The sequence below is a fragment of the Kitasatospora sp. GP82 genome, assembly GCF_029892105.1.
In the GTDB taxonomy this organism is placed as follows: Bacteria; Actinomycetota; Actinomycetes; order Streptomycetales; family Streptomycetaceae; genus Kitasatospora.
In genome coordinates this window covers 16,433-38,970 of record NZ_JARZAJ010000054.1, presented here as the reverse complement: position 1 = coordinate 38,970, position 22,538 = coordinate 16,433, and the positions used below count along the sequence as shown (strand labels likewise).

Below are 22,538 nucleotides of genomic sequence, written 5' to 3'. Positions count from 1 at the left end.
AAATGGTGTTTCAGGGGATTGGCCACCCCGGGACCGTCCGCGCCGATGCGTGTCCGGTGCTCCCTGCCGAGCGACTAGAGAACACTACCCCCATCATCGGCTGAGGGCAAACCGCAGCATCAGGGGTTCGTCAAGTGTCTCGGACGTGGCGTGCGTGTGCGTCAGGATCGTGCTGTCGCCCGGGAACCCCCCTGGAGCTGGAGCCCCAGAGCTCCGGAGCCCCGGAGCCCCCGCACGCGATCGGCCGGCCGGTACCGCGCTCCGCAATCCCGCGTGACCGGAACGACAGTCCGCAAACCCGCGAGTCGATCTTCGCTGCCCGCTAGGGTTGAGCACTTCACCTACCGGGCGCCCGATCCGCAAGGAGCCTCACCGCAGTGTCTGACACGTTCGCTCATCTGCACGTACACACCGAGTACTCGATGCTGGACGGGGCGGCGAAGAACGGCAAGTTGTTCGCGGAGGCCGAGAAGCAGGGCATGCCGGCCATCGCCATGAGCGACCACGGCAACATGTTCGGCGCCTACGAGTTCTTCCATGCGGCGGCCAAGACCGGCGTGAAGCCGATCATCGGCATCGAGGCGTACGTCGCACCGGGCTCGCGCTTCGAGAAGAAGCAGGTCTTCTGGTCACCAGGCGGCCAGCGCCCGGCCAGCTCGGACGGCGAGGGCGGCAAGGACGTCTCCGGCGGTGGCCGGTACACCCACATGACCATGTGGGCCCAGAACGCGACCGGTCTGCGGAACCTGTTCAAGCTCTCCTCGCTCGCGTCGATGGAGGGCTACTACATGAAGCCCCGGATGGACCGCGAGCTGATCGCCGCGAACGCGAGCGGGATCATCGCCACCACCGGCTGCCCTTCGGGCGAGGTGCAGACCCGGCTGCGGCTGGGGCAGTACGAGGAGGCGGTCAAGGCCGCCGGTGCCTACCAGGACATCTTCGGCAAGGAGAACTACTTCCTGGAGTTGATGGACCACGACCTGTCCATCGAGAAGGACGTCCGCGAGGACCTGCTGCGGCTGGCCAAGCAGCTGAACATCCCGCTGCTGGCGACCAACGACTCCCACTATGTGACCGCCGACCAGGCGGACGCGCACGACAGCCTCCTGTGCGTCGGGGTGGGCAAGAACAAGGACGACCCGAACCGCTTCAAGTTCCAGGGCACCGGTTACTACATCAAGACCGCCGCCGAGATGCGGGAGCTGTTCCGCGAACTGCCGGAGGCCTGCGACAACACCCTCCTGATCGCCGAGCGCATCGAGTCGTACGACGAGGTCTTCACCTATGTCGACCGGATGCCCCAGTTCGACGTCCCCGAGGGCGAGACCCAGGCGTCCTATCTGCGGAAGAAGATCGCCACAGGGCTGAAGGTGCGCTACGGCGACAACCCGAGCCAGGAGGTCCTGGACCGGATCGAGCTGGAGATGGGCGTCATCACCCCGATGGGGTTCGACGCCTACTTCCTCGTGGTCGCGGACATCTGCCAGTACGCCCGCGACAACGGCATCCCGGTCGGCCCCGGCCGAGGCTCGGCGGCAGGCTCGATGGTCGCGTACCTGACGCGGATCACCGAGCTCGACCCGCTGGAGCACGACCTCCTGTTCGAGCGGTTCCTGAACCCCGAGCGCATCAACCCCCCGGACGTCGACATCGACTTCGACGACCGCCAGCGCGACCAGATGGTGCGCTACGTCACCGACAAGTACGGTGCCGCCTACACCGCCCAGGTGAACACCTTCGGCACCATCAAGGCCAAGGCCGCCGTCAAGGACGCCAACCGCATCCTGGGCTACCCCTTCGCCATGGGCGACCGGATCACCAAGGCCATGCCGCCGGACGTCATGGGCAAGGGCGTTCCGCTGGCGGACCTGTTCAACGAGTCCCACCCTCGCTACAACGAGGGCACCGAGATCCGCTCGCTGTACGAGAACGAGCCGGACGTCAAGAAGATCATCGACACCGGCCTGGGTATCGAGGGCCTGATCCGCGGTACCGGTGTGCACGCGGCCGCCGTCATCCTGTCCTCCACCCCGCTGCTCGACCTGATCCCGCTGCACAAGCGGGACAAGGACGGCGTGATCATCACCGGCTTCGACTACCCGTCGTGCGAAGCCATGGGCCTGATCAAGATGGACTTCCTGGGTCTGCGGAACCTGGGCATCATCGACCACGCCATAAAGATCATCAAGGCCAACCGCGGTGTCGAGGTCGACATCGAGAAGATCGCGCTCGACGACCCCACCACCTACGAGCTCCTCGCCCGGGGCGACACCCTGGGCGTGTTCCAGCTCGATGGCGGCCCCATGCGCGCCCTGCTCAAGCTGATGAAGCCCACCGAGTTCGCCGACATCTCCGCCGTCAGCGCCCTCTACCGGCCCGGCCCGATGGGCATGAACTCGCACACCAACTACGCGCTGCGCAAGAACGGCCAGCAGGAGATCATTCCGATCCACCCCGAGCTGGAAGCCCCGCTGAGCGAGGTCCTGGGGCCCACGTACGGTCTGATCGTCTATCAGGAGCAGGTGCAGCGAGCCGCCCAGGTGCTGGCCGGCTACAGCCTCGGCCAAGCAGACCTGCTCCGCCGTGCCATGGGCAAGAAGAAGAAGGAAGTCCTGGAGAAGGAGTTCGTCCCCTTCCAGGCGGGCTGCCGCGAACGCGGCTACTCGGACGAGGCCATCAAGGCCGTGTGGGACGTCCTCGTGCCGTTCGCCGGCTACGCGTTCAACAAATCGCACTCCGCCGCCTACGGCCTGGTCTCGTACCAGACCGCCTATCTGAAGGCCAACTACCCGGCCGAGTACATGGCCGCACTGCTGACCTCGGTGGCCGACGACAAGGACAAGATGGCGGTCTATCTCGCCGAGTGCCGCCAGATGGGCATCAAGATCCTGTCTCCGGACGTGAACGAGTCCGTGGTCGACTTCACCGCCGTCGGCAGCGACGTCCGCTTCGGTCTGAAGGCCGTGCGCAATGTCGGCGTGCCGGTCATCGAGTCACTGGTCAAGACCCGCAAGGAGAAGGGCAAGTACGCCTCGTTCGCGGACTTCCTGGACAAGGTCGAGCTCGTGGTGTGCAACAAGCGCACCGTCGACTCACTGATCAAGGCGGGGGCGTTCGACTCCCTCGGGCACACCCGGCTCTCGCTGACCACGGTGCACGAAAGTGCGATCGACGCCGTGACCGGGGTGAAGAAGCAACAGGCAATCGGCCAGGACGATCTGTTCGGTGCCATGGACACCGGCGAGGGCAGCCCGACGATCGGCCTGGACTTCGAGCTGACCGACCGGGAATGGCCGCGCAAGCAACTGCTCAGCCTGGAGCGGGAGATGCTCGGCCTCTACGTCTCCAGCCATCCGCTGGACGGCGCCGAACACCTCCTGTCCCGCAACCGCGACGTCTCCATCGCCGAGCTCCTCGGCTCCGGCCGCAGCGAGGGCGAGGTCAGGCTCGCCGGCCTGATCACCGCGGTGGACCGCCGGATCAACAAGGCGGGCAACGCGTGGGCCATCATCACGCTCGCCGACCGCGACGGCTCGGTCGAGGTGCTGTTCTTCCCCGCCACCTACAACCTGATGTCCGATCAGATGATCGAGGACAACGTGATCTCGGCCAGGGGAAGGCTCAACGAGCGCGACGGCTCTCTGAGCATCTTCGGCCAGGAGATCACCACCCTGGACATGTCCTCCGCCGAGCTCGGCACCAAGCCGCCCGTGCAGATCACCGTGCCGAGCGGCAAGATCACCCCGAAGCTGGTGGCCGAGCTCAAGCGATCCCTCCAGGCCCACCCGGGAGACGTGCCGGTCCGCCTGCTGACGACGAACTGGGACAAGAACACCCTGTACGAGCTCGGTTTCCTGGTGAACCCCGACAACGGCCTCGCCTCGGACATCAAGACACTCCTCGGCACCGGCTCCTGGGCCGGCACGATGTAGCCGCCGAACGACCGGCGGCAGCAGACGAACAGCGGCAGCAGGAGGACGTCCTCGACGTACGGGCAGGGACGGGGCGGCGGCTGGCGAGCCGCCGCCGGAGACGGGTGTTCACCCGAGCCGGGGTCGCTCGTTCCGGTGAATACCCGTCCTGGCGCGTTCCGCTGTGCCGGGGCAGGGACGAGTATGAGCTGTGGTCCGCCATCGGGCCACCCGTGTCGTCGGCCGCGGGGCGAGCCTGCCGGCCGACGGCGCAAGGTCGTCGAGGGACCGCAAGGTCGTCGGGAGAACCGCCGAGCAGCGGCCCGAGTCGTGCCGAAGCTTCTTGAGTCCCTGGAGGCCCCCACGCCATGACCGGCACAAGCGCCGGACGACCAGTCCGTGCTGGGCGACAGACCGCTCAACAACCGTTCTCCCACCGGGGGCGCGAGAGGCCGGACAGCCGCTGGCGTGTGGTGGCCGCCTCCGGGTGCCTCACCGTTGCCGCCGTCTCGGTCGGCCTGTTCCAGTTGTTCCTGCTGCCGCACTGGTTGCCGCACCTCGGCACCGTCCGGGGCTGGGTGCTGGCGCCGCTGGTTCTCCTGACGACGCCTTTCTGGTCACTCGTCCACGAGGCGATCCACGGCACACTGCTGACCGAGCGTTCCTGGAACGACAGTTGTGGCCGCGTCCTGGCGGTGCTGTTCGGCGCACCTTTCGCGATCCTCGAGGCCGGGCACCTGCTGCTACAGCCGCACACCGCGCGAGCGCAGCGAGGTCTACGACGCCGACAGGACCAGGAGGGCAAGGGTGGCGCCGGGGTACTACGTGCGGCTGTTGGGCGGGCTCTACCTCGCGGAGGTGGCGTCGGTACTGCTGGCGCTGCTGCCGGCAGCCGTGCTGAGGCGCCTCGCGCGCAGGATCGACTCGCCGGACACGGTGGCCGGGTTGCTGCTGGAGCGTATGGCGCAGGAGCGAGTGCTCGGCCAGTTCCGGCTGGACGCGGCGTTGGTCGCCGCCGTCCATGCGGGTGCCTTCGCGGCCTACGGTCAGAACGCCTGGATGCTCTGTGCCGCGTTGGGCGGGCGGGCTCTCGTGGTGTCCCTGTCGGACAACGCCTACCACTACTCCACCACTCGACGCACCGCTGGAGGCGATGAACCTGCGACTGCCGCGCCCCCTCGAAGCCTTCGCGCTCAACTTCAACCTGCACGACGTGCATCATCGGCATCCGGGGCTCCGGTGGTTCGAGTTGCGCGACACGTTCGTCGTCGACGACGGCCGCTACCACCTCGGCTGGTTCTCGGCGGCGGCACGCCAGCTACGAGGCCCGATCAAGATCGGATAGTGGGGCGGCCATGCTCGAGTCCTGTCGAAAGCCACGTCTTCGCGCGGAAAACGCTGCGCCGCCGACTGCTTCTCCGTACACGGTGACAGTCACCCGCGCCCACGAGGACGTGCGCCGGGCGCAGCGGCTTCGCCATGAGGTGTTCGCAGGTGAGCTGGGGGCCGTGCTGCCGCACGGTGACGAGGGGCTCGACATCGACGAGTTCGACGAGTGGTGCGATCACGTGACCGTCCGGCACGAGGCGACCGGTGACATTGTCGGAACCTGCCGGGTGCTCCTCCCGGAACGGGCAGCGGAGTTCGGCCGATGCTATGCCGAGAGCGAGTTCGATCTGACGTCCCTGATGCCCCTGCGGGAGCGGCTGGTGGAGACCGGACGGTCGTGCGTGCGTGCCGATCACCGCAACGGCACGGTGTTCGCGCTGCTGTGGGGAGGTCTGGCGCGCCATCTGGAGCGGACGGGGCACGCGGCGTCCTGGCTGGCCGGCTGTGTGTCCGTGCCACTGGACGACGACGGGGTGTCGATCGCGGCCGCCTGGGAGTTGGCGCGCGCAGGCCATCAGGCGCCGCCGTCCTACGGGGTGACGCCGATCGTGCCGTGGCCGGTGCACGACGGTGAGCGGCGGCGCGACGAGACCACCGCGGTCAGGGCCGTCCCGGGCAGGGCCACCGCGGTCCAGGGAACAGTCCCCCCGTTGCTGCGGTGGTACCTGCGGATGGGTGGATGGGTGTGCGGCCCGCCCGCATGGGACGCCGACTTCAAGGTCGCCGACTTGTTCGTCCTGCTCTCCCCGGACCGGATCGACCGCCGGTACTGGGACTTCTTCGCGGCCGGCGCGGATTGAGCAGCGAGGACGGCGGCCGGCCAGGGACGGGCTCCGTGCCGGTCGTGTCCTGTGACAGGACCTGCCTGTTGGAGGACGAGCCGCCCCGGGTACGGCTACGGCATCACCCGGGTGGAACGCACCGGACTGGCCGGCCTGCCCGCATACATCGGCGAGGACACCCTGTGGCAGTCGATCCGAGGGATCGTACGCGCCCGGAATCCGGTAGCCGAGGTTCGGGAGCTCCCCGAACTGCCCGTCGACACGGTACGCACCCGCGCGCGATTGGCCCGGCCCGCCGAGGAGCCGTCAATACACTGCCCGACGACGCGATCCCTCACCAGCTCGCACGTCGGTCGGACCGGTTCTCCGGCGACCCGTACATCTGACCCGCTCCACGAAAGGACAGACTCGATGGCCGGAGCGTACGACCTCTTGGTCACCCAGCTGGTCGGGCATCTCGGCGTGCCCGCCGCACGGCTCAGCCCCGAAGTCACCTTCACCGAACTGCGCCTGGACTCGCTGGCCATGGTCGAACTGGCCCTGGTCATGAAGGAGGAGTACGGCATCCGGATCCAGGACCTGCCGGGCGACCTCACCCTCGCCGGCGCCGGCGCCGAACTGGACCGGCTGCGCGCCGAATCGACGGCCATCGCGCGAGCGGACACGGACCCGGGCGGGAGCACGTGATGCCTGGGACGGACATCGCCGTCACCGGCCTGGGTCTGATCACACCGGCCGGAACCGGTGTCGAGGCCAGTTGGCGAGGACTGCTGCGCGGCCGCTCGCTGGCTGCGCCGGACCCGCTGCTGACCGGTCTGCCGGTGGACTTCTCCTGCGCCGTACCCGACTTCGACGCCGATGCCGTCCTGGGTCGCCGACTGAGCTGGCGTCTCGACCGCTTCGTCCACCTGGGCCTGGCGGCAGCCCGGCAGGCGGTCGCCGACGCCGGTCTCGACCCGGACACCTGGCCGTCACAGCGAGTCGCGGTCGTACTCGGCGTCGGCTCCAACAGCCTGGAGCGGTACGAGACGGCCTTCCGCCTGCTGCGGGAGGACCGGATCGAGGACGCCTCGCCGCTGTCCCTGCCACGCAGCGTTCCGAACATGCTCGCCGGGGAGGTGGGGCTCGATCTGGGCGCCCGCGGACCGAACTTCACCACGAACAGCGCATGCGCCTCGGGCGCGACCGCGATCGGCGTGGCACGGGACCTGCTGCGCGCGGGAGTCTGCGACATCGCCATCACCGGTGGCAGCGAGTCCGGCCGGGCCCGTGGGGCGGCCGCGTTCTTCGGACGGATGGGGGCGCTGTCGCAGCGACGTCCGCCCCGGACGGCCTCGCGCCCCTTCGACGCGGACCGGAGCGGCTTCGTCCTCGGGGAGGGCGCAGCCGTCCTGGTGCTGGAGCGGGCGGCGGACGCGGCCCAGCGGCGTGCACCGGTCCGGGCCTACCTGTCGGGGTACGGGGCCTCGGCGGACGCGTACCACTTCACTTCGCCGCACCCGCAGGGGCTGGGGGCCGAGGCCGCAATGCTCACCGCACTGGCCGACGCCGGGCTGGAGCCGGACGACATCGGCCACATCAACGCGCACGGCACCTCGACGGTGCACAACGATGTGGCGGAGAGCCGGGCGCTGCGCCGGGTGTTTCGCGAACCGCCGCCGGTGACCGCGAACAAGAGCGTGATCGGGCACACACTGGGCGCGGCAGGGGCGATCGAAGCGGCCTACACGGTGCTCACACTGCAACACCGGACCATCCCGCCCACGGCGAACCTGGACAAGCTCGACCCCGAGATCGACCTGGACATCGTCTCTGGCGACCCCCGCCCGTCATCACTGAACGCGGCGATGAGCACCTCCTTCGGCTTCGGAGGACAGAACGCGGCCCTGCTCTTCCGTTCCCCCTGACGTTCCCTCCGACGTTCCCTCCGACGTTCCCCTGGGCGGGCGACGGGTCGCAGGACCCCACTTGGCGGGACCAAAGTCCTGCCAGCTCGGGCCCTGCGGCCTGCATTTCACGGGTCGATTCGAGGCAACAGTTGACGGTCGCCTGCCAAAAGCAGACGAGCGGGCCGGCCTCCCGGAGGCCGGCCCGGACAACCTGACCTCGACATCCGCGCGCCGCTGTACCCCTGTACGGCGGCGCGCTCGGAGGACCCGGCAATGTCCAGCACCATCGACAACGCCCCGTATACCGCCTTCCACAGAAAGCTTGCCCTGGCCTGCTCCGGCGGACCGCTGCTCGACGGCTACATTCTCAGCATCGTCGGCGTGGCTCTGATCGGAATGCGTCCCGACCTCGGACTGAGTACCGCCGCCGTCAGCCTGATCGGCGCCGCCGCGCTGCTCGGCATGTTCGTCGGCGGCGCCCTGTTCGGGGTGCTGACCGACCGGATCGGCCGGGAGGTGATGTACACCGCCGACCTGATCGTGATGATCGTCTGCTCGGTGCTCTCCTTCTGGGTGGACGGAGTGTGGGCGATCACAGCGCTGCGCTTCGTACTCGGTATGGCGGTCGCCGCCGACTACCCGATCGCCACCTCCCTGCTCGCCGAGTGGCTTCCCACCAAGCAACGCGGTCGGCTGCTGGGCAAGCAGATCATCGCCTGGTACGCGGGCTCGGTGCTGGCGTACCTGGTGGGGTATCTCTTCCTGGAGTTCGGTGGCCCGGGCAGTTGGCGCTGGATGCTGGCCAGCTCGACGGTGCTCTGCGCGATCTTCCTGGTGATCCGGCGCGGCACCCCGGAGTCCCCGCGCTGGCTGGCCGCCAACGGCCGGGTCGGCGAGGCCGTCGCGGTGGTGGAGAAGCACCTCGGGGTGCGGGTGAACGGGCGCGAGCTGATGCCCGACAAGTCCGAGCGGAACCAGGGCAGCCCGCTGCGTCAGCTGCTCACGCCGCGCTACCGTCGGCGGACCCTGTTCTGCGGTCTCTTCTTCTTCTGCCAGGTCGGTCCGCTGTTCGCGATGCTGACCTTCGGCCCGCAGATCCTCAGCTCCTTCGGGATGCCCGGCGGCACCATGCTGGACACCCTGGGCACCGGAGTGATCAGCCTGGTCTTCCTGATCGGCTGCTACCCGGCGCTGCGGCTGATCGACGTCAAGGGGCGACGCCCCACGATCATCTGGTCCTTCGCACTGATGATCATCCCGCTGGCGCTGCTCGGCGTCTGGCCGGCCGCCCCTGCCGCGATCGCGGTGCTCGCCCTGTGCGCGTACGCCTTCCTGTGCGGCGGCCCGAACGTACTGGACTGGACCTACCCCAACGAGCTGTTCCCGACCGAGATCCGCGCGACGGCGGTCGGGGTCGCCACCTCGGTGAGCCGGGTCGGCGCGGCGGTGGGCACCTACCTGCTGCCGCTCTCCCTCACCGGGCTCGGCACCGGCCCGACCATGCTGATCGCCGCCGGGGTCACCGCGCTCGGGCTCGCGGTGTGCGTCCTGTGGGCCGAGGAGACCAAGGGCGTCGCACTGGGAGCGGCGGCCGCCACCCCTTCGGCCGCCCAGCGGGAGCGGGTGGCGGTGTCATAGCCCGCCAGCCATACCCGAACGATTGAACACTCCACTCCCACAAGGGACTTGAAACACGCCGAGCTATCCGGGACCGGGGCGGCCCAGAGCCGGGTCAGCCTCTCGCCCCGGGGGGTCGCGGCGCTGCGCTGCCGGACCTGGCACCAGCGCCGCGACCATCGTGATCGGCAAGTGCGGCCCGGCTTCCCGCACACCGCACGGGCCGCACGGGCCGCAAGCCCCCCCGGCGCCGGCGGAGGCCCCGACGCGGACCGACCGGCCGTCAGGCCTTGCGGCCGGCCATCCAGACGTAGACCAGGATCCCGGCGAAGAGGAACAGCACGCCCTGGTAGACGGCCGCGTAGCCGGCGCCGGCGACCAGCCACAGGGAGAAGCCGAAGGCGCCGAGGCCGAGGGCGGCATCCCTGGCGAGGCGGCCAGGGGCCACCTTGCCCTGCTCGCCGCGCACCAGCCAGTAGAGCTGCGCGGCGGTGGACAGCAGATACGGGACGGTGGCGGTGAAGGTGGTGACCAGCACCAGGATGTCGAACGCGCCCTTGGCGCCGGAGGCGAAGTTCAGGACGGTCAGCAGCGACGCCAGCGCGACGCTGATCAGGACGCCGAAGACCGGGACCCCGCGGCGCTTGGTGGCGAAGACGGCCGGGAAGAGCCCGTCCTGTGCGGCGGCGTACGGCGCCTGAGCGGCCAGCAGGGTCCAGCCGTTGAGTGCTCCGGCCATCGACACCAGCGCGGCGACGGCGATGGCCGTGCCGCCCCACGAGCCGCCGAACATGGCGTTGACGGCGTCGGAGAAGGGTGCGGTGGAGTGGACGAGCCTGTCGTGCGCGACCGTGCCGAAGACGGCGAGTGTGCCGAGCAGATAGACCACCGCCGCACCGGCGGTCCCGAGCACACTGGCCCGGCCCACGTTGCGCTGCGGGTCACGGACCTCGCCCGCGCTCATCGCGGCGGACTCCACGCCCAGGTAGCTGAAGAGCAGGATCGCCGCGGCGGCCGTCATCCCACCGAGCCAGCCGTGGCCGGAGGCGTCGAAGGGGCCGAGGTTGGCCGGGTCGAAGAAGCCGAGGCCACCGATCGCGACCAGTGCCAGCGGGATGAACTTCAGGACGGTGGAGACCAGTTGCACGGCACCCACGTAACGGGTACCCGCCAGGTTCGCCAACGCGGGCAGCCACTGGACGGTCAGGGCCGCGGCGATGGTGAGCCAGGTGGAGTGCTGGATGGGCAGCAGAACGTCGAGGTACCCGACAGCGGCCACCGCGAGCGCGGCATTGCTGACCCAGGTGGTGATCCAGTACGACCAGGCCGACAGGAACCCGGCGAAGTCACCGAAGGCCTCGCGGGCGTAGACGTACGGACCGCCGGTGCGCGGGTTCCGCCGCGCGAGCTTCCCGAAGACCAGCGCGAGCGCGATGGCCCCCACCGTCAGTACGGCGAAGGAGAGCAGGCTGACCGTCCCGTACGGCGCGACGGCTGCGGGGAGCATGAAGATGCCGCCGCCGATGATGTTGCCCATGACCAGGGCGGTGGCGGTCGGCAGACCGAAGCGGCGGCCCTGGCGGCCCGACGGCGCGGCCCCCTCCGTGCTGTCCGGTGTGCTGGATTCGGCTGCCTGCCGGGGTACGGCCGGACTGGTCTGCATGAGGGTGGTGCGCCTTTCCTGATCCTGCTCGCGCTCTGTGGAGCGGACGCCAATGGTCGCTTAGGCGCCACCTTGTACCAAATCGACAGGATTTGTTCAGCCAGCCCGATTCGCCGCCGCAAAACTTCCGGCGACGCGGCACCCGGACCGGCGCTCGTCCTGCATCACCCCACGTGCACCACTGGCACCACCGGCACGGCCTGCCCCACTGTCAGTTCGGCCGGCGACGGCGTCTCCTCATCATCCGGCCCGGCACGGAGAACGGGCTCCGGCTGCATCACCATGATCCGCGGCAACGGCGGCCAGGGCGCCTCGATGGCACTCGAGGACGCCGTGGTGCTGGCCAAGGCGCTGCGCGACGCGGACACGCCCGCCGCGGCGCTGGACTCCTACGAACGGCACCGCAGACCCCGCGTCGAACGGAACATCACGGTGAGCGCCCAACTCACCGCGAGCAGGACCACGGACCGGCCCCGTCCGCCCGGCACCGACGGACCGCAGGTACGGGACTCCGAACGCCCCGCCTCGCGCGTGGACGAGGAACTGCTGCAACTCCTCGACTGGGACACCGCGCTGCCCGGAACGCGTCGACGCACCTGACGACCCGGCCATCGGTGATGCCCGTGTGACCAAGCGGCGAACACGACCGGCGCCCGATGAGGCGGTGGCAAAAGGGGGCGCAGGCCGCACCCGGCCGCCGTGGGCCGGTCCACGGAATTTGTCACTGCTATTCCGTGAAGAAGTCGTCACAATCCGGTGGACAATACTGCACGGCGGCGGATTGCAATGCCGCAAACGTTCACCGAAACAGCCGGTGTCCCGGCTGGACGGGCATCCTGCCGACATGGTTGTATTTCGAGCCAAGCGGGAGTTGTTGAACGCGTTTCCGATTTTCGGGGCGCCAGGCGACCGTTGACCCGGCCGGATCGGCATGCCGCCGAGCCGGCCGACACCATTCAGAAACAATCAGAGCTATGAAGGGAAACGCACCTCATGCGTAACGACTTCACCTCCCAGGTCGAGACCCGCGAGATCGCCGACAACGAGCTGGACAACATTTCCGGTGGTCTCGCCGGCGTCGGCGTGTCCGCCCTCGGCATCCACGCCGGTGTCCACGTGGGCGACGTCGTCGGGACGGTCGAGTCCATTGTTCCCGTTGCGACCGGCCTGGTCTCGCAGGTCACCGGTCTCGCCGGCGTGCAGACCTCCGGTCTCGGTCTCTGATCGCGGCATTTGCCACGAGGCGTCATAGCCACGAGCATTACCCGACCCGCCGCGCTGCATATCACTAGTGGATATCAAATGGCAGCGGGTCGGCCATGGACCCCGGATCTCCCCGTTCCGGGGTCCATGGCTGTCACCGGCAGAAGAATGCCGACGAATGCAGTCGAAGGAATAGTTCCGTGCAGTTCCGCCAGAAGGCGCTTTCCAAGCTGCAATCGCCCGAAGAGCTCGATATGCCGGTGCGCTTCGCCCGGCCGCAGGGCTGGCTCGTACTGACTGTGACGGCGTTCGTCATGGCCGTCGCATGCTTCTGGGCCGTGACCGGCTCGGTGCTGTCCAAGCTGAATGCACCCGGGATCCTGACCCATGCGGAGGGCAGTTACGTCCTGCAGAGCCCGGTCGCCGGCCAGATCACCGCCGTGTTCGCCAACGAGGGCGACATGCTGCCGGTCGGCGCACCCCTGCTGAGCGTGCGCACGGGCCAGGCTGCCGAGACCGTACGCACGGTGGCCGCCGGGCGTCTGACCACGCTGTCGGCCAAGGTCGGTGCGGTGGTCGCCACCGGGGCGGACCTGGCGACCGTGGAACGCATCGACCACGCCGACGACCCGCTCGTGGCACTGCTGTACGTGCCGAGCGGCAGCGGATCCACGGTGCCGGTGGGTACTCCGGTGGAGCTGACCGTCTCGTCGGTGCCGGCGCAGCAGTTCGGTGTCCTGCGAGGCCACGTCAGAGCGGTCGGCCGGGTGCCCCAGACGCGGCAGCAGATCACCGGTTTCCTCGGGGACAGCCAGTTGGGCGAGCAGTTCTCGGCGCAGGGCCAGGCGGTGGCGGTCGTGGTCCAACTGGACCGGTCGGCCGGCACGAAATCCGGATACACCTGGTCGTCGGCCAACGGCCCGCCGTACCCGATCGGTTCCACGACCCTGGTCAGTGGTGCCATCCATCTGGCCGCGCAGCATCCGATTGATTGGGTCCTTCCTTGACCGCGCAGCACAGGCCGGCACCGGCACCGACGCGAAGGAAGCAGAAGCAGAAGCAGCAGAGAGCCGTCCGCAGCCCCACCGTTCTCCAGATGGAAGCCGTGGAGTGCGGTGCCGCCGCCCTGGCGATGGTGCTCGGTCACCACAAGCGGCATGTGCCCCTCGAGGAGCTGCGGATCGCCTGCGGTGTCTCCCGCGACGGCTCCAGGGCCAGCAATGTGCTCAAGGCCGCGCGCACGTACGGCCTCGACGCCAAGGGCATGCAGATGGAACCGGCCGCCCTGGCGGGGGTGCGGGCACCGGCCATCCTGTTCTGGGAGTTCAACCACTTCGTCGTCTTCGACGGGATGGGGCGGCGCTTCGGCCGAAAAGGGGTGCACCTCAACGACCCGGCCCGGGGCCGCCGATTCGTGTCGCCCGAGGAGTTCGACACCAGCTTCACCGGCGTCGTGCTGACCTTCGAGCCCGGCAGTTCGTTCCGCCGGGGCGGCCGGCGGCCGGGCATCGTGCGGGCCCTTCCGGCACGGCTGCGCGGAACCACCGGCACGATGCTGGCCGCATTGACCGCCAGCTTCCTGCTCGTCGCCGTCGGCGCGGCCGCACCGGCGGTGAGCCGTACGTACATCGACACGTTTCTGATCGGGAACGGCCTGCCGGGCAGTCAGACGTCACTGCTGCCGGTGCTCTTCGCCTCGATGGCCGCCCTGGTGCTGCTGACCGCCGTGCTGACCGGTCTGCAACAGGCGAATCTCCTGCGGGGGCGCATCATCTCGTCCACGCTGAGCAGCGCCCGGTTCCTGCGACATCTGCTCAGACTGCCCGTCACGTTCTTCGCCCAGCGCAACCCGGCCGATCTCGTCCAGCGCCTGCAGTCCAACGACGCGGTGTCCGAGACCCTGGCGCGGGACCTCGCCGCCGCCGGCGTGGACGCCGTGGTGGTGGTCCTCTATGCCGTCCTGCTGTGGACCTACGACCCGCAGCTGACCCTCGTCGGAGTGCTGATCGCCCTGCTCAACGTGGCAGCGATGCGGGTGGTGGTGCGCATCCGGGCCGCCGGTACCCAACGGCTGCACGCGGACAGCGCCCGGCTGACCAACACCTCGTACAGCGGGCTCCAGCTGATCGAGACGATGAAGGCGACCGGGGGCGAGAACGGGTACTTCCGCCGCTGGGCCGGCCAGCACGCGACCACCCTGGACGGGCAGCAGCGACTCGGCGTGCCGAGCGCGGTGCTGTCCGTCGTCGCGCCCACCCTGGCGGCACTGAACAGCGCACTGATCCTTCTGATCGGCGGGCTGCGGGCGGTGGAGGGCCATATCTCCATCGGCCTGCTGGTGGCCTTCCAGGCGCTGGTGACCAGCTTCACCGCGCCGGTCACCCGGCTGAACGGCGTGGCCGGCCGGATCCAGGACTTCGCCGCCGACGTCTCAAGGCTCAAGGACGTCGAGAACTTCCCGGTGGACTCGCGGTACTCGCGGCGCGAGCCGACCGCGAGCACCCGCAGGCTCCGGGGCCATGTGACGCTGGACAACGTCACCTTCGGGTACAGCCCGCTCGACCAACCGCTGCTCACCGACTTCTCGCTTTCGGTCGGCCCGGGCCAGCAGGTCGCGCTGGTCGGCGGGTCCGGCAGCGGCAAGTCCACCGTGTCCCGGCTGATCTCGGGCCTCTACAGCCCGTGGGAGGGTGCGATCCGCATCGACGGGCAGCGGCTGGAGGAGATCCCCCGCAGTGCGCTGTCCGCCTCGGTCTCGTTCGTCGACCAGGACGTCTTCCTCTTCGAGGGCACCGTCCGCGACAACGTGGCGCTGTGGGATCCGTCGATACCGGACGAGGCCGTCGTCGCAGCCCTCAAGGACGCCGCCGTCTACGACGTGGTCTCCAGACGTCCCGGCGGTATCCACAGCCGGGTGGAGCAGGACGGCCACAACTTCTCCGGTGGCCAGCGGCAACGTCTGGAGATCGCCCGGGCGCTCGTCCGCCGGCCCAGCGTCCTGGTCCTCGACGAGGTGACCAGTGCCCTGGACGCCGAGACCGAGCAGGTGATCATCGACAACCTGCGGCGGCACGGCTGCGCCTGTGTCGTGATCGCGCACCGGCTGAGCACGGTGCGCGACAGCGACGAGATCGTCGTGCTGGACCACGGCAGGGTCGTGGAGCGCGGGCGCCACGAGGACCTGGTCGCTGCCGGGGGGCCGTACGCCGAGTTGGTCAGGGAGCATTGACGTGACATCCGTTCACCACCCCGTGGTCACCGATGCCCAGGGCGGCGACCTGGTGGTCGGCGCCATGGGCGGCCTGGGCACCGTGGTCGACTGCGCGAACACGCGCAGCCTGCCGCTGGAAGGGCCCCAGGTGCTGTGGCTGGTCGCGGGCGGCGCGATGGACCTCTTCGCGGTCGACGCCGTCAGCGAGGGGCGCTGGCACTTCCTCGGCCGGCTCGAAACGGGAGCCCTGCTGCTCGGCCCGGTCGCGGGCCCGCAGCACACCCTCGTCGGCAGGCCCTTGCAGGGGTGCGTGCTGCGCCGGATCCAGTTCAGGGAGCTGGTCAGGCCCGAGTACGAGTACCAGTACGGCGAACAGTGGTCGCCTGGCGGCCACGAAGCGGTCCTCGGCCCGCTGGAGGACGCGTTCGCCCGAGGCGTCGGACGCGGCCTGCGGATCCTGTTCGAACCGTCCATGGACGGGTCGGTGGGCGCCTGTGAACCGGCCGACGACGGCATCCTGTGGATGCCGGTTGACCCCGGCAGCCTGCAGTACGGCGCCCCGTTCGACCAGGGGGCGGCCTGGGACCTGCTCATCGACGGCGCCATGTGGCAGCGTATGGTCGACCAGCAGTCACGGCTGCTGTTCGCACTGGACCGCTGGATCGAGCAGCTGGAGCGCACGCACGAGGACCGGACGGCGGCCGGAATCAGGGCCGGCGAAGCCGTCCGTGCGCAGGCGGATCAGGCGCTGCTGGCCTCCATCGACAGCTCCGACAGGCCGGGCAGGTCGACGAGGGCGACACCCGGTCGGGCCGCGGGAGGTGACGACGCCACACTCGCCGCCTGCCGCCGGGTCGGCGAGGCGGCCGGGATCCAGGTCTCGGCGCCCGTGGACGGCGGCTCGTTGAACGACCGGTTGAACCCGGTCGAGCGCATCGCGTTGAGCTCGCGCTTCCGTACCCGTGTGGTCGGGCTGGGCGAGCGCTGGTGGCAGGAGAACGCCGGTCCCCTGCTCGGTCACCGGGCCGCGAGCGGAGCCCCGGTCGCCTTGCTGTGGCGCCGTGGCAGGTACGAGGCGGTGGAACCCAGGAGCGGCAGGCGGACGGCGGTCGGCGCGGCGAACGCGGACGAGTTCGAGCCCCGCGCGGTCATGTTCTACCGACCGCTGCCGGAACAGCCGATGTCCGCCTGGCGGTTGCTCCGCTTCAGTCTGCGCGGCACCGGTGCGGACCTGCGGAACCTGATCCTGGGCGGCCTGGTCGCGGTCGGTCTCGGTGCCCTGGTGCCGATCGCGACCGGACAGGTTCTCGGCGCCTACGTACCGAACGCCGAGAACGGTCTCATCGTCCAGACCTCGCTGGCGATCGTGGCCACCACCGTCGTCTCCGCCGCCTTCATGCTGCTGCAGAACATCTCCATCCTGCGCATGGAAGGACGTGTCGAAGCCACCCTCCAACCCGCCGTCTGGGACCGGCTGCTGCGCCTGCCGACGAAGTTCTTCGCCGAGCGCTCCACCGGAGAACTGGCGAGCGCGGCCATGGGCATCAGCGCGATGCGCCGCGTGCTGTCCGGCATCACCTCGGTGACCGTTCAGGCCGGCACGGTCGGCACGGTGAACCTCGTCCTGCTGCTGTGCTACAGCGTCCCGCTGGCACTGACGGCGGTCGCCATGCTGATCGTCATCGCTTCGGTGTTCCTCGGTATGGGTCTGTGGCAACTGCGGTGGCAGCGCCGGTTGCTCAAGCTCTCCAACAGGCTCAACAACCAGGCCTTCCAGACGCTGCGCGGACTGCCCAAACTGCGCGTCGCCGCGGCGGAGAGCTTCGCCTACGCCGCCTGGGCGGGCGAGTTCGCCCGCAGCCGCGAGTTGCAGCAGCGGGTGGGCCGGATCAAGAACCTGATCACCGTCCTCAACGCGGTCTATCTGCCCTTCTGCACGCTGGTGATGTTCGTGCTGCTCGCAGGACCGGCCCGCGGGAGCCTGTCGGCAAGCAGCTTCCTCACCTTCAACACCGCCGTGACGATGATGCTGAGCTCGGCGACGCAGCTCACCGGTGCGCTGATTTCGGCCGCCTCCGTCCTGCCGATGTTCGAGCAGATCAAGCCGGTGCTCCAGGAGGTCCCCGAGGTCCGCGGCGGGAGCACCCAGCCCGGCACCCTGTCCGGCGGGATCGAGGTCAGGCAGCTGTCGTACCGGTACGCCGAGGACGGGCCGCTGGTCCTCGACAATGTGTCGTTCCAGGTGCTGCCGGGCGAGTTCGTCGCGATCGTCGGGGCCAGCGGCTGCGGCAAGTCGACCCTGCTCCGGCTGCTCATCGGCTTCGACCGACCGGCCTCGGGCAACGTGCTCTACGACGGCCAGGACCTGGCGGCCCTGGACCAGTCAGCCGTCCGGCGTCAGTGCGGAGTCGTCCTGCAGAACGCACAGCCGTTCACCGGCTCCATCCTGGACAGCATCTGCGGCGCCGAGATGTTCTCCCTGGAAGAGGCCTGGGAGGCTGCCGAGATGGCCGGTCTGGCCGAGGACATCAAGCGCATGCCGATGGGCATGCACACCGTGCTCTCCGACGGCGGCGGCACCGTGTCCGGTGGACAGCGGCAACGCCTGATGATCGCTCAGGCCCTCATCAGGCACCCGCGCGTCCTCTTCTTCGACGAGGCCACCAGTGCGCTGGACAACGAGACCCAGCGCGTCGTGATCGAGAGCACCCGCAAGCTGCGCTCCACCCGCATCGTCATCGCGCACCGGCTGTCCACCGTCATGGACGCCGACCGTGTGATCGTCATGTCGGAGGGCCGGGTCATCCAGCAGGGGCCACCGGCCGAACTCCTCGCCGACACGGGCGGCGTGTTCCACGAGCTGGTCCGCCGCCAGATCCGGTGACCGCGGTCGCTACGACTTCCAGGTCCGTTCGGTGAGGACGACGCGGTAGCCGTCCGGGTCGGCCAGGGTGATGCCCCAGCGGTCCCAGTACGGGTTGTGCGAGGCGACGACGGTGCCGCCGTGCCGGACCGCCCGGGCGATCGCCTCCTCCGGCGCCGAGCGGCCGAGGTAGACGACGAGCAGGTCCTCGGGGGTGGGGGTGGGCTGTACCGGGTCGGTGCTGCTCGCGGTGAGTTCCAGGTGCCAGAAGCCGCCGGAGGGACCCACCATCAGCAGATCGCGCTCGCCGGCGGCCGGGTCCCCCGCGACCCGGCCGAGCAGGGCGAGGCCCAGGCCCCGGACGTAGAAGTCCTCGCTGGCGTCCAGGTCCAGGACCGGACGGGCGATGCGGATGGCGAGCTGCAAGTCGATTATGTCGGCCGTCATGTCGGCGATCCTCTCAGGTCGTCTCGTCCGTTGTCCCGCGCTGGAGCTGATGCTCCGCCGGAATCGCCAGGGCGGCCAGGCCGAGGACCACGAAGAGGATCGCCCAGGCGAACCAGCCCGGGCGGCCCAGGCTCAGGCCCGCGCTCACCAGGCTGGGGCCGACGACGGTGGCGGACGCGAAGCCGAGGTTGAAGGTGGCCAGGTAGACCGGGCGCTGGCCCTCCGGGGTGTACGCCAGGGCGAGGCCCGTTCCACCCGCGCTGATGCACAGCTCGGCCAGGGTGAACAGCAGGACCACGGCCGCCACCACGCCCAGCGCCGACAGGCCGCCACCGAGCCCGGACAGCGGCGCCAGGGCCGCGGCGAGCGCCGCCAGCAAGCCGCCGGCCAGCAGCATCCGGCGGGCCCGGCGGGGCTTCTCCGACCCCCGGCTGACCCGCACCTGGAGGAGCACCACGAGGACGGTGTTGAGGATCTGGACCAGACCCACGCTCCACGACGGCGCCCGGGTGTTCTGGGTGATCCACAGCGGCAGGCCGATGCCGAGCAGGATCGCGGACAGGGTCAGCGCTCCGAACAGCGCGGTGACGGCGAGGAACGGCCGGTTGCGGCTCACCCCCGCACCGCGCCGGCCGGCCGGCTGCCGTACCTCGCCGCCGCCGGTGAAGCCGCGGGCGACGGCCGCGCAGACCACGAAGACGGCGGCGGCGGCGAGCATCACCGCGCGGTACGCCCAGGGCGTACCGACGGCGACGGCCGCACCGGAGGGCAGCGCCCCGGCGGCCATGCCGATATTGCGCAGGGCGCGGAGCCGGGCGAGCCCGTCGACGGCCCCGGCCGAGTCCCGGCCGGCGACCAGCACCGACTGGATCAGCGGTCCGATGCCGCGGTTCAGCAGGCCGCCGACCCCGGCGGCGAGTGCGGCGGTGGGCAGGTCCACGGCGGCGGCCAGCGCGGCGAAGGAGGCCGCCCGGATCAGGAACAGCACGACGAGCGATCGGCGCAGCCCGTACCGCTGCGCGAACCGCGCCACCGGCAGCGCCCCGAGCAGGGAGGCCAGCCCGGCGACGCCGAGCGCCACGCCGATCTGACGGTTCGGCAGGTGGACGGCGTTGTGCAGGTAGACGGCCGAGAAGGCGAGGTACATGCCCAGGCCGGTGGAGTCGGCGAGCCCGACGGCGTACACCCGCCGCCGGCCGGGCCCCGGGGCGGGGGCCGCCGGGGAGCCGTCCGTCGTCGGCGGCGGCGCGGTCTGCCGGCTCATCGGTGCCCGCCCTGCGTGCCACCGGCGGACGCCGGCTCGGCGATCGGTTCGAGGCGGAAGTCGAGGTACTCCTCGACGGCCGCCGCGACGGCCCTGGCCTCGTCGCGGGTCTCGGCGCGGACCGTGAACGCGGCCAGGTGCTGGGTGGTGTCCCGGCGGGCCTCCTGGCCCGGACGGAACCGCAGTCCCAGGCGCACCAGTTGGGGGAACTCGGCGTGCGCCTCGGCGGCGGTCCGCTGGGCCGTCACCCGCCAGGCCCCCGCCGGGATCGGCACCAGGCGGAAGCAGATGGCCGCGATCGGCTCCGGGTACGGCCCGGCCGGCAGGCCCAGCGCGACGCGGGCGATCTCGGCGGCGAAGTCGTACCCCGCGACGACGTTCAGCAGGGTGGGGAGCGGGCCGCCGGCGCGGGCGTTGACCTCGATGACCTTGGGGCCGTCCGGGGTGAGCGCGATCTCGGTGTGCACGGCGCCGTGGGTCAGGCCGATGGCCGAGATCGCCTGCTCGGCGCAGTCGTACAGGCTCCGGTGGGTGGCCTCGTCGAGCTGGCTCGGCAGTACCACCCCCTCCTCGACATAGCCGTGCTGAAGCCGCAGCCGGTCGCTGACCGCCAGGTGCTCCACCTCGCCGTGGAAGATCAGCGACTCCACGCTCACGTAGTCCGCGTACGGCGACGGCGCGGAGCCCTCCACGGGCATCGGCTCCTCCAGCAGGAAGGCGCCGTCGTCCTGGATGAACGGGCTGTCGGCGTCCTGCGCGGCCTCGAACGCGGCCGCCAACTCCTCCTGGCTGGACACCCGGTGGACGCCCTGGCTGCCGGCCCCCAGCGAGGGCTTGAATACCGCGGGCAGCCCGACGGCGGCCATCGCCGGGGCGAGGTCGGCCGCGGTGCGGATCGCCGCCGACCGCGGCGAGGGGACGCCGTGCTCGGCGAAGGTCGCGCGCTGGAGCGCCTTGGACTGGGCGGTGACGACGGCCTCGGGACGGTTGCCCGGCAGGCCGAGACGGGCGGTGATCTCGGCCTGGGGGCGCAGCAGGAGCTCGGAGTAGGTGACCACGCCGTGCAGGGGGAACCGCTGGTGCAGGGCGAGCGCGGCGCTCACCACGCCGTCGAGGTCGTCCGCGACCAGGAACTCGGCGCCCGCCGTGCCCGAGGAGGCCGCTTCCCAGGCGGTGCGTACCGCATCGGCGGGCCCCCAGGCCGTCACGAACACCACGCTCACCCGGGGTGTGGCGCGCCGGGCGGCGCCCAGTGCGTCGACCGCGGAGAGCCCGCCGACGCCAGCCACCAGCAGCAGGTGGGGCTGCTCGAATGCAGTTGTCGTCATGTCAGTTCTCCTTCAGGCCACGGCTGTCGAGCCGGTTGATCCGGTACATGGTGCGCTGGAACAGGTCGTCCGCGGTGAGGGTGGGGAAGCGTGACGCGCGCTCCTCCTCGCCGGGGATCCGCAGCGGCGTCAGGACGGTCCAGGGCGCGGGGTGGCAGAACTGGACGATCGACAGGCGCCCGCCGCTCTGGCCGGGCTCGGCCACCACTCGGTGCACGGCGGCGCGGGCGAGGCCGCCGGTCAGCCGCTCCAGCACCATGCCGACGTTGACCACGGCGTAGCCGGCCGGCGCGTCCACCGGCAGCCAACTGCCGTCCTCCGCCTGCACCTGGAGGCCGCCGGCGGTGGCCCTGGGCAGCGCGGTGATGAGGTCGAAGTCCTGGTGCTCGACCGCCCAGACATGGTCCTGCGACGGCGCGTCCTGCATCGGCGGGTACCAGGTGGCCCGGTTGACCACGGGGCCGTCCTGGAGCAGTTCCGCGAAGTACTGGGCGGGCAGGCCGAGCGAGCGCCCGATCTCCGCGGCCACCTCGTGCTGGAAGGCCAGCATCCGGGTGTGCAGCTCGGTCAGCACCGCGTCGATCCCGGGGACGAGCGCCTCGGGCAGCAGCGGCTGCGGGTAGCGGGAGGGGTACCTGACCCTCAGCGGGTGGTCCTCGGGCAGCCTGACGCCCCAGTGGAAGAGCTCCTTCCAGTCCGGCACCCGGCCCTTCTCGGCGGTCTCGACCAGCGGGGGCGTGAAGCCGGACTGGCCGTTGCTGCCGGGCACCCGGCACTCCTGCTTGACCTCCGCGGGGAGCGCGAAGAAGGCTTCCAGCAGCTGGTAGGCGTCGTCCAGCAGGCTCTCCGGGACGGTGTTGCGGACGAAGAAGAAACCGTCCTGCAGCGCTGCCCGGAGCCGGCGATCGCTGCCGTGGCCGCTGAGGTCTATCTCGTACAGTTCCTTGAGCATGACGGACTTCCTTGGGTCG

Annotated in this window: 16 protein-coding genes; 11 read left to right on the top strand and 5 right to left on the bottom strand. The window is 70.2% G+C overall.

Annotated elements, in window-relative coordinates:
• Positions 1 to 377 precede the first annotated feature (377 nt).
• The 6 genes from dnaE to P3T39_RS33130 all read left to right on the top strand — a co-directional run bounded on the left by dnaE (position 378) and on the right by P3T39_RS33130 (position 9,609).
• A complete protein-coding gene (dnaE, locus tag P3T39_RS33155; protein WP_280702974.1) occupies positions 378 to 3,932 on the top strand; it encodes a DNA polymerase III subunit alpha in 3,555 nt (1,184 codons plus the stop codon).
• A 1,132-nt stretch (positions 3,933 to 5,064) separates the two neighbouring features.
• The gene (locus P3T39_RS33150; RefSeq protein WP_280702973.1) at positions 5,065 to 5,256 is read left to right on the top strand and encodes a hypothetical protein; all 192 of its coding nucleotides are present in this window, start codon (positions 5,065 to 5,067) and stop codon (positions 5,254 to 5,256) included.
• A 10-nt stretch (positions 5,257 to 5,266) separates the two neighbouring features.
• Positions 5,267 to 6,100, top strand: a complete 834-nt coding sequence (locus P3T39_RS33145; protein ID WP_280702972.1) for a GNAT family N-acetyltransferase — start codon at positions 5,267 to 5,269, stop codon at positions 6,098 to 6,100.
• A gap of 393 nt (positions 6,101 to 6,493) precedes the next feature.
• Complete coding sequence (locus P3T39_RS33140) at positions 6,494 to 6,769, top strand: phosphopantetheine-binding protein (protein ID WP_280702971.1); 276 nt, start codon at positions 6,494 to 6,496, stop codon at positions 6,767 to 6,769.
• Positions 6,769 to 7,989, top strand: a complete 1,221-nt coding sequence (locus P3T39_RS33135; RefSeq protein ID WP_280702970.1) for a beta-ketoacyl-[acyl-carrier-protein] synthase family protein — start codon at positions 6,769 to 6,771, stop codon at positions 7,987 to 7,989. The genes P3T39_RS33140 and P3T39_RS33135 overlap by 1 nt, the downstream gene beginning before the upstream one ends.
• Before the next feature lie 255 nt (positions 7,990 to 8,244).
• On the top strand, positions 8,245 to 9,609 hold the full coding sequence (locus tag P3T39_RS33130) for an MFS transporter (RefSeq protein WP_280702969.1): 1,365 nt from the start codon (positions 8,245 to 8,247) through the stop codon (positions 9,607 to 9,609).
• A 262-nt stretch (positions 9,610 to 9,871) separates the two neighbouring features.
• On the opposite strand, the gene P3T39_RS33125 is transcribed toward P3T39_RS33130, so the two are convergent.
• Positions 9,872 to 11,251 (bottom strand): amino acid permease, encoded by a 1,380-nt coding sequence (locus P3T39_RS33125; RefSeq protein ID WP_280702968.1) that lies wholly within the window; start codon positions 11,249 to 11,251, stop codon positions 9,872 to 9,874.
• 282 nt (positions 11,252 to 11,533) lie between these two features.
• On the opposite strand from P3T39_RS33125, the gene P3T39_RS33120 reads away from it, so the two are divergent.
• The 5 genes from P3T39_RS33120 (at position 11,534) to P3T39_RS33100 (ending at position 18,549) form a co-directional block, all read left to right on the top strand.
• A complete protein-coding gene (locus P3T39_RS33120; RefSeq protein WP_348534417.1) occupies positions 11,534 to 11,851 on the top strand; it encodes a hypothetical protein in 318 nt (105 codons plus the stop codon).
• A 393-nt stretch (positions 11,852 to 12,244) separates the two neighbouring features.
• Positions 12,245 to 12,475, top strand: a complete 231-nt coding sequence (locus P3T39_RS33115) for a hypothetical protein (RefSeq protein ID WP_280702967.1) — start codon at positions 12,245 to 12,247, stop codon at positions 12,473 to 12,475.
• Positions 12,476 to 12,654: 179 nt separating this feature from the next.
• Positions 12,655 to 13,461, top strand: coding sequence for an HlyD family efflux transporter periplasmic adaptor subunit (locus P3T39_RS33110; RefSeq protein ID WP_280702966.1), 807 nt, complete (start codon positions 12,655 to 12,657; stop codon positions 13,459 to 13,461).
• Positions 13,458 to 15,683, top strand: a complete 2,226-nt coding sequence (locus tag P3T39_RS33105) for an NHLP family bacteriocin export ABC transporter peptidase/permease/ATPase subunit (protein ID WP_280702965.1) — start codon at positions 13,458 to 13,460, stop codon at positions 15,681 to 15,683. Before P3T39_RS33110 ends, P3T39_RS33105 begins: the two co-directional genes overlap by 4 nt.
• Positions 15,684 to 15,747: 64 nt before the next feature.
• Positions 15,748 to 18,549, top strand: a complete 2,802-nt coding sequence (locus P3T39_RS33100) for an NHLP bacteriocin export ABC transporter permease/ATPase subunit (RefSeq protein WP_280702977.1) — start codon at positions 15,748 to 15,750, stop codon at positions 18,547 to 18,549.
• A 9-nt stretch (positions 18,550 to 18,558) separates the two neighbouring features.
• Here P3T39_RS33100 and P3T39_RS33095 read toward each other — a convergent pair whose 3' ends face one another.
• Genes P3T39_RS33095 through P3T39_RS33080 form a run of 4 tightly spaced genes read right to left on the bottom strand, consistent with a single transcriptional unit; the run spans position 18,559 to position 22,519 of the window.
• Positions 18,559 to 18,975: a VOC family protein gene (locus P3T39_RS33095; RefSeq protein WP_280702959.1), complete on the bottom strand. Its 417-nt coding sequence runs from the start codon at positions 18,973 to 18,975 to the stop codon at positions 18,559 to 18,561.
• Between the two features lie 13 nt (positions 18,976 to 18,988).
• Positions 18,989 to 20,239, bottom strand: a complete 1,251-nt coding sequence (locus P3T39_RS33090) for an MFS transporter (protein WP_280702958.1) — start codon at positions 20,237 to 20,239, stop codon at positions 18,989 to 18,991.
• Entirely contained in the window at positions 20,236 to 21,567 is a 1,332-nt protein-coding gene (locus P3T39_RS33085; RefSeq protein WP_280702957.1) for an ATP-grasp domain-containing protein, read from the bottom strand. The genes P3T39_RS33090 and P3T39_RS33085 overlap by 4 nt, the downstream gene beginning before the upstream one ends.
• Before the next feature lies 1 nt (position 21,568).
• Positions 21,569 to 22,519, bottom strand: coding sequence for a 2-oxoglutarate and iron-dependent oxygenase domain-containing protein (locus P3T39_RS33080; RefSeq protein WP_280702956.1), 951 nt, complete (start codon positions 22,517 to 22,519; stop codon positions 21,569 to 21,571).
• Positions 22,520 to 22,538 lie beyond the last annotated feature (19 nt).

Excerpts from the sequence above, each read along its gene's own strand:
- P3T39_RS33130 (WP_280702969.1), top strand. The coding sequence starts at position 8,245 with ATGTCCAGCACCATCGACAACGCCCCGTATACCGCCTTCCACAGAAAG.
- P3T39_RS33080 (WP_280702956.1), bottom strand. The coding sequence starts at position 22,519 with ATGCTCAAGGAACTGTACGAGATAGACCTCAGCGGCCACGGCAGCGAT.
- P3T39_RS33135 (WP_280702970.1), top strand. The coding sequence starts at position 6,769 with ATGCCTGGGACGGACATCGCCGTCACCGGCCTGGGTCTGATCACACCG.
- P3T39_RS33100 (WP_280702977.1), top strand. The coding sequence starts at position 15,748 with ATGGGCGGCCTGGGCACCGTGGTCGACTGCGCGAACACGCGCAGCCTG.
- P3T39_RS33115 (WP_280702967.1), top strand. The coding sequence starts at position 12,245 with ATGCGTAACGACTTCACCTCCCAGGTCGAGACCCGCGAGATCGCCGAC.
- P3T39_RS33140 (WP_280702971.1), top strand. The coding sequence starts at position 6,494 with ATGGCCGGAGCGTACGACCTCTTGGTCACCCAGCTGGTCGGGCATCTC.
- P3T39_RS33145 (WP_280702972.1), top strand. The coding sequence starts at position 5,267 with ATGCTCGAGTCCTGTCGAAAGCCACGTCTTCGCGCGGAAAACGCTGCG.
- P3T39_RS33120 (WP_348534417.1), top strand. The coding sequence starts at position 11,534 with ATGATCCGCGGCAACGGCGGCCAGGGCGCCTCGATGGCACTCGAGGAC.
- P3T39_RS33150 (WP_280702973.1), top strand. The coding sequence starts at position 5,065 with ATGAACCTGCGACTGCCGCGCCCCCTCGAAGCCTTCGCGCTCAACTTC.
- P3T39_RS33085 (WP_280702957.1), bottom strand. The coding sequence starts at position 21,567 with ATGACGACAACTGCATTCGAGCAGCCCCACCTGCTGCTGGTGGCTGGC.
- P3T39_RS33090 (WP_280702958.1), bottom strand. The coding sequence starts at position 20,239 with ATGAGCCGGCAGACCGCGCCGCCGCCGACGACGGACGGCTCCCCGGCG.
- P3T39_RS33125 (WP_280702968.1), bottom strand. The coding sequence starts at position 11,251 with ATGCAGACCAGTCCGGCCGTACCCCGGCAGGCAGCCGAATCCAGCACA.
- P3T39_RS33095 (WP_280702959.1), bottom strand. The coding sequence starts at position 18,975 with ATGACGGCCGACATAATCGACTTGCAGCTCGCCATCCGCATCGCCCGT.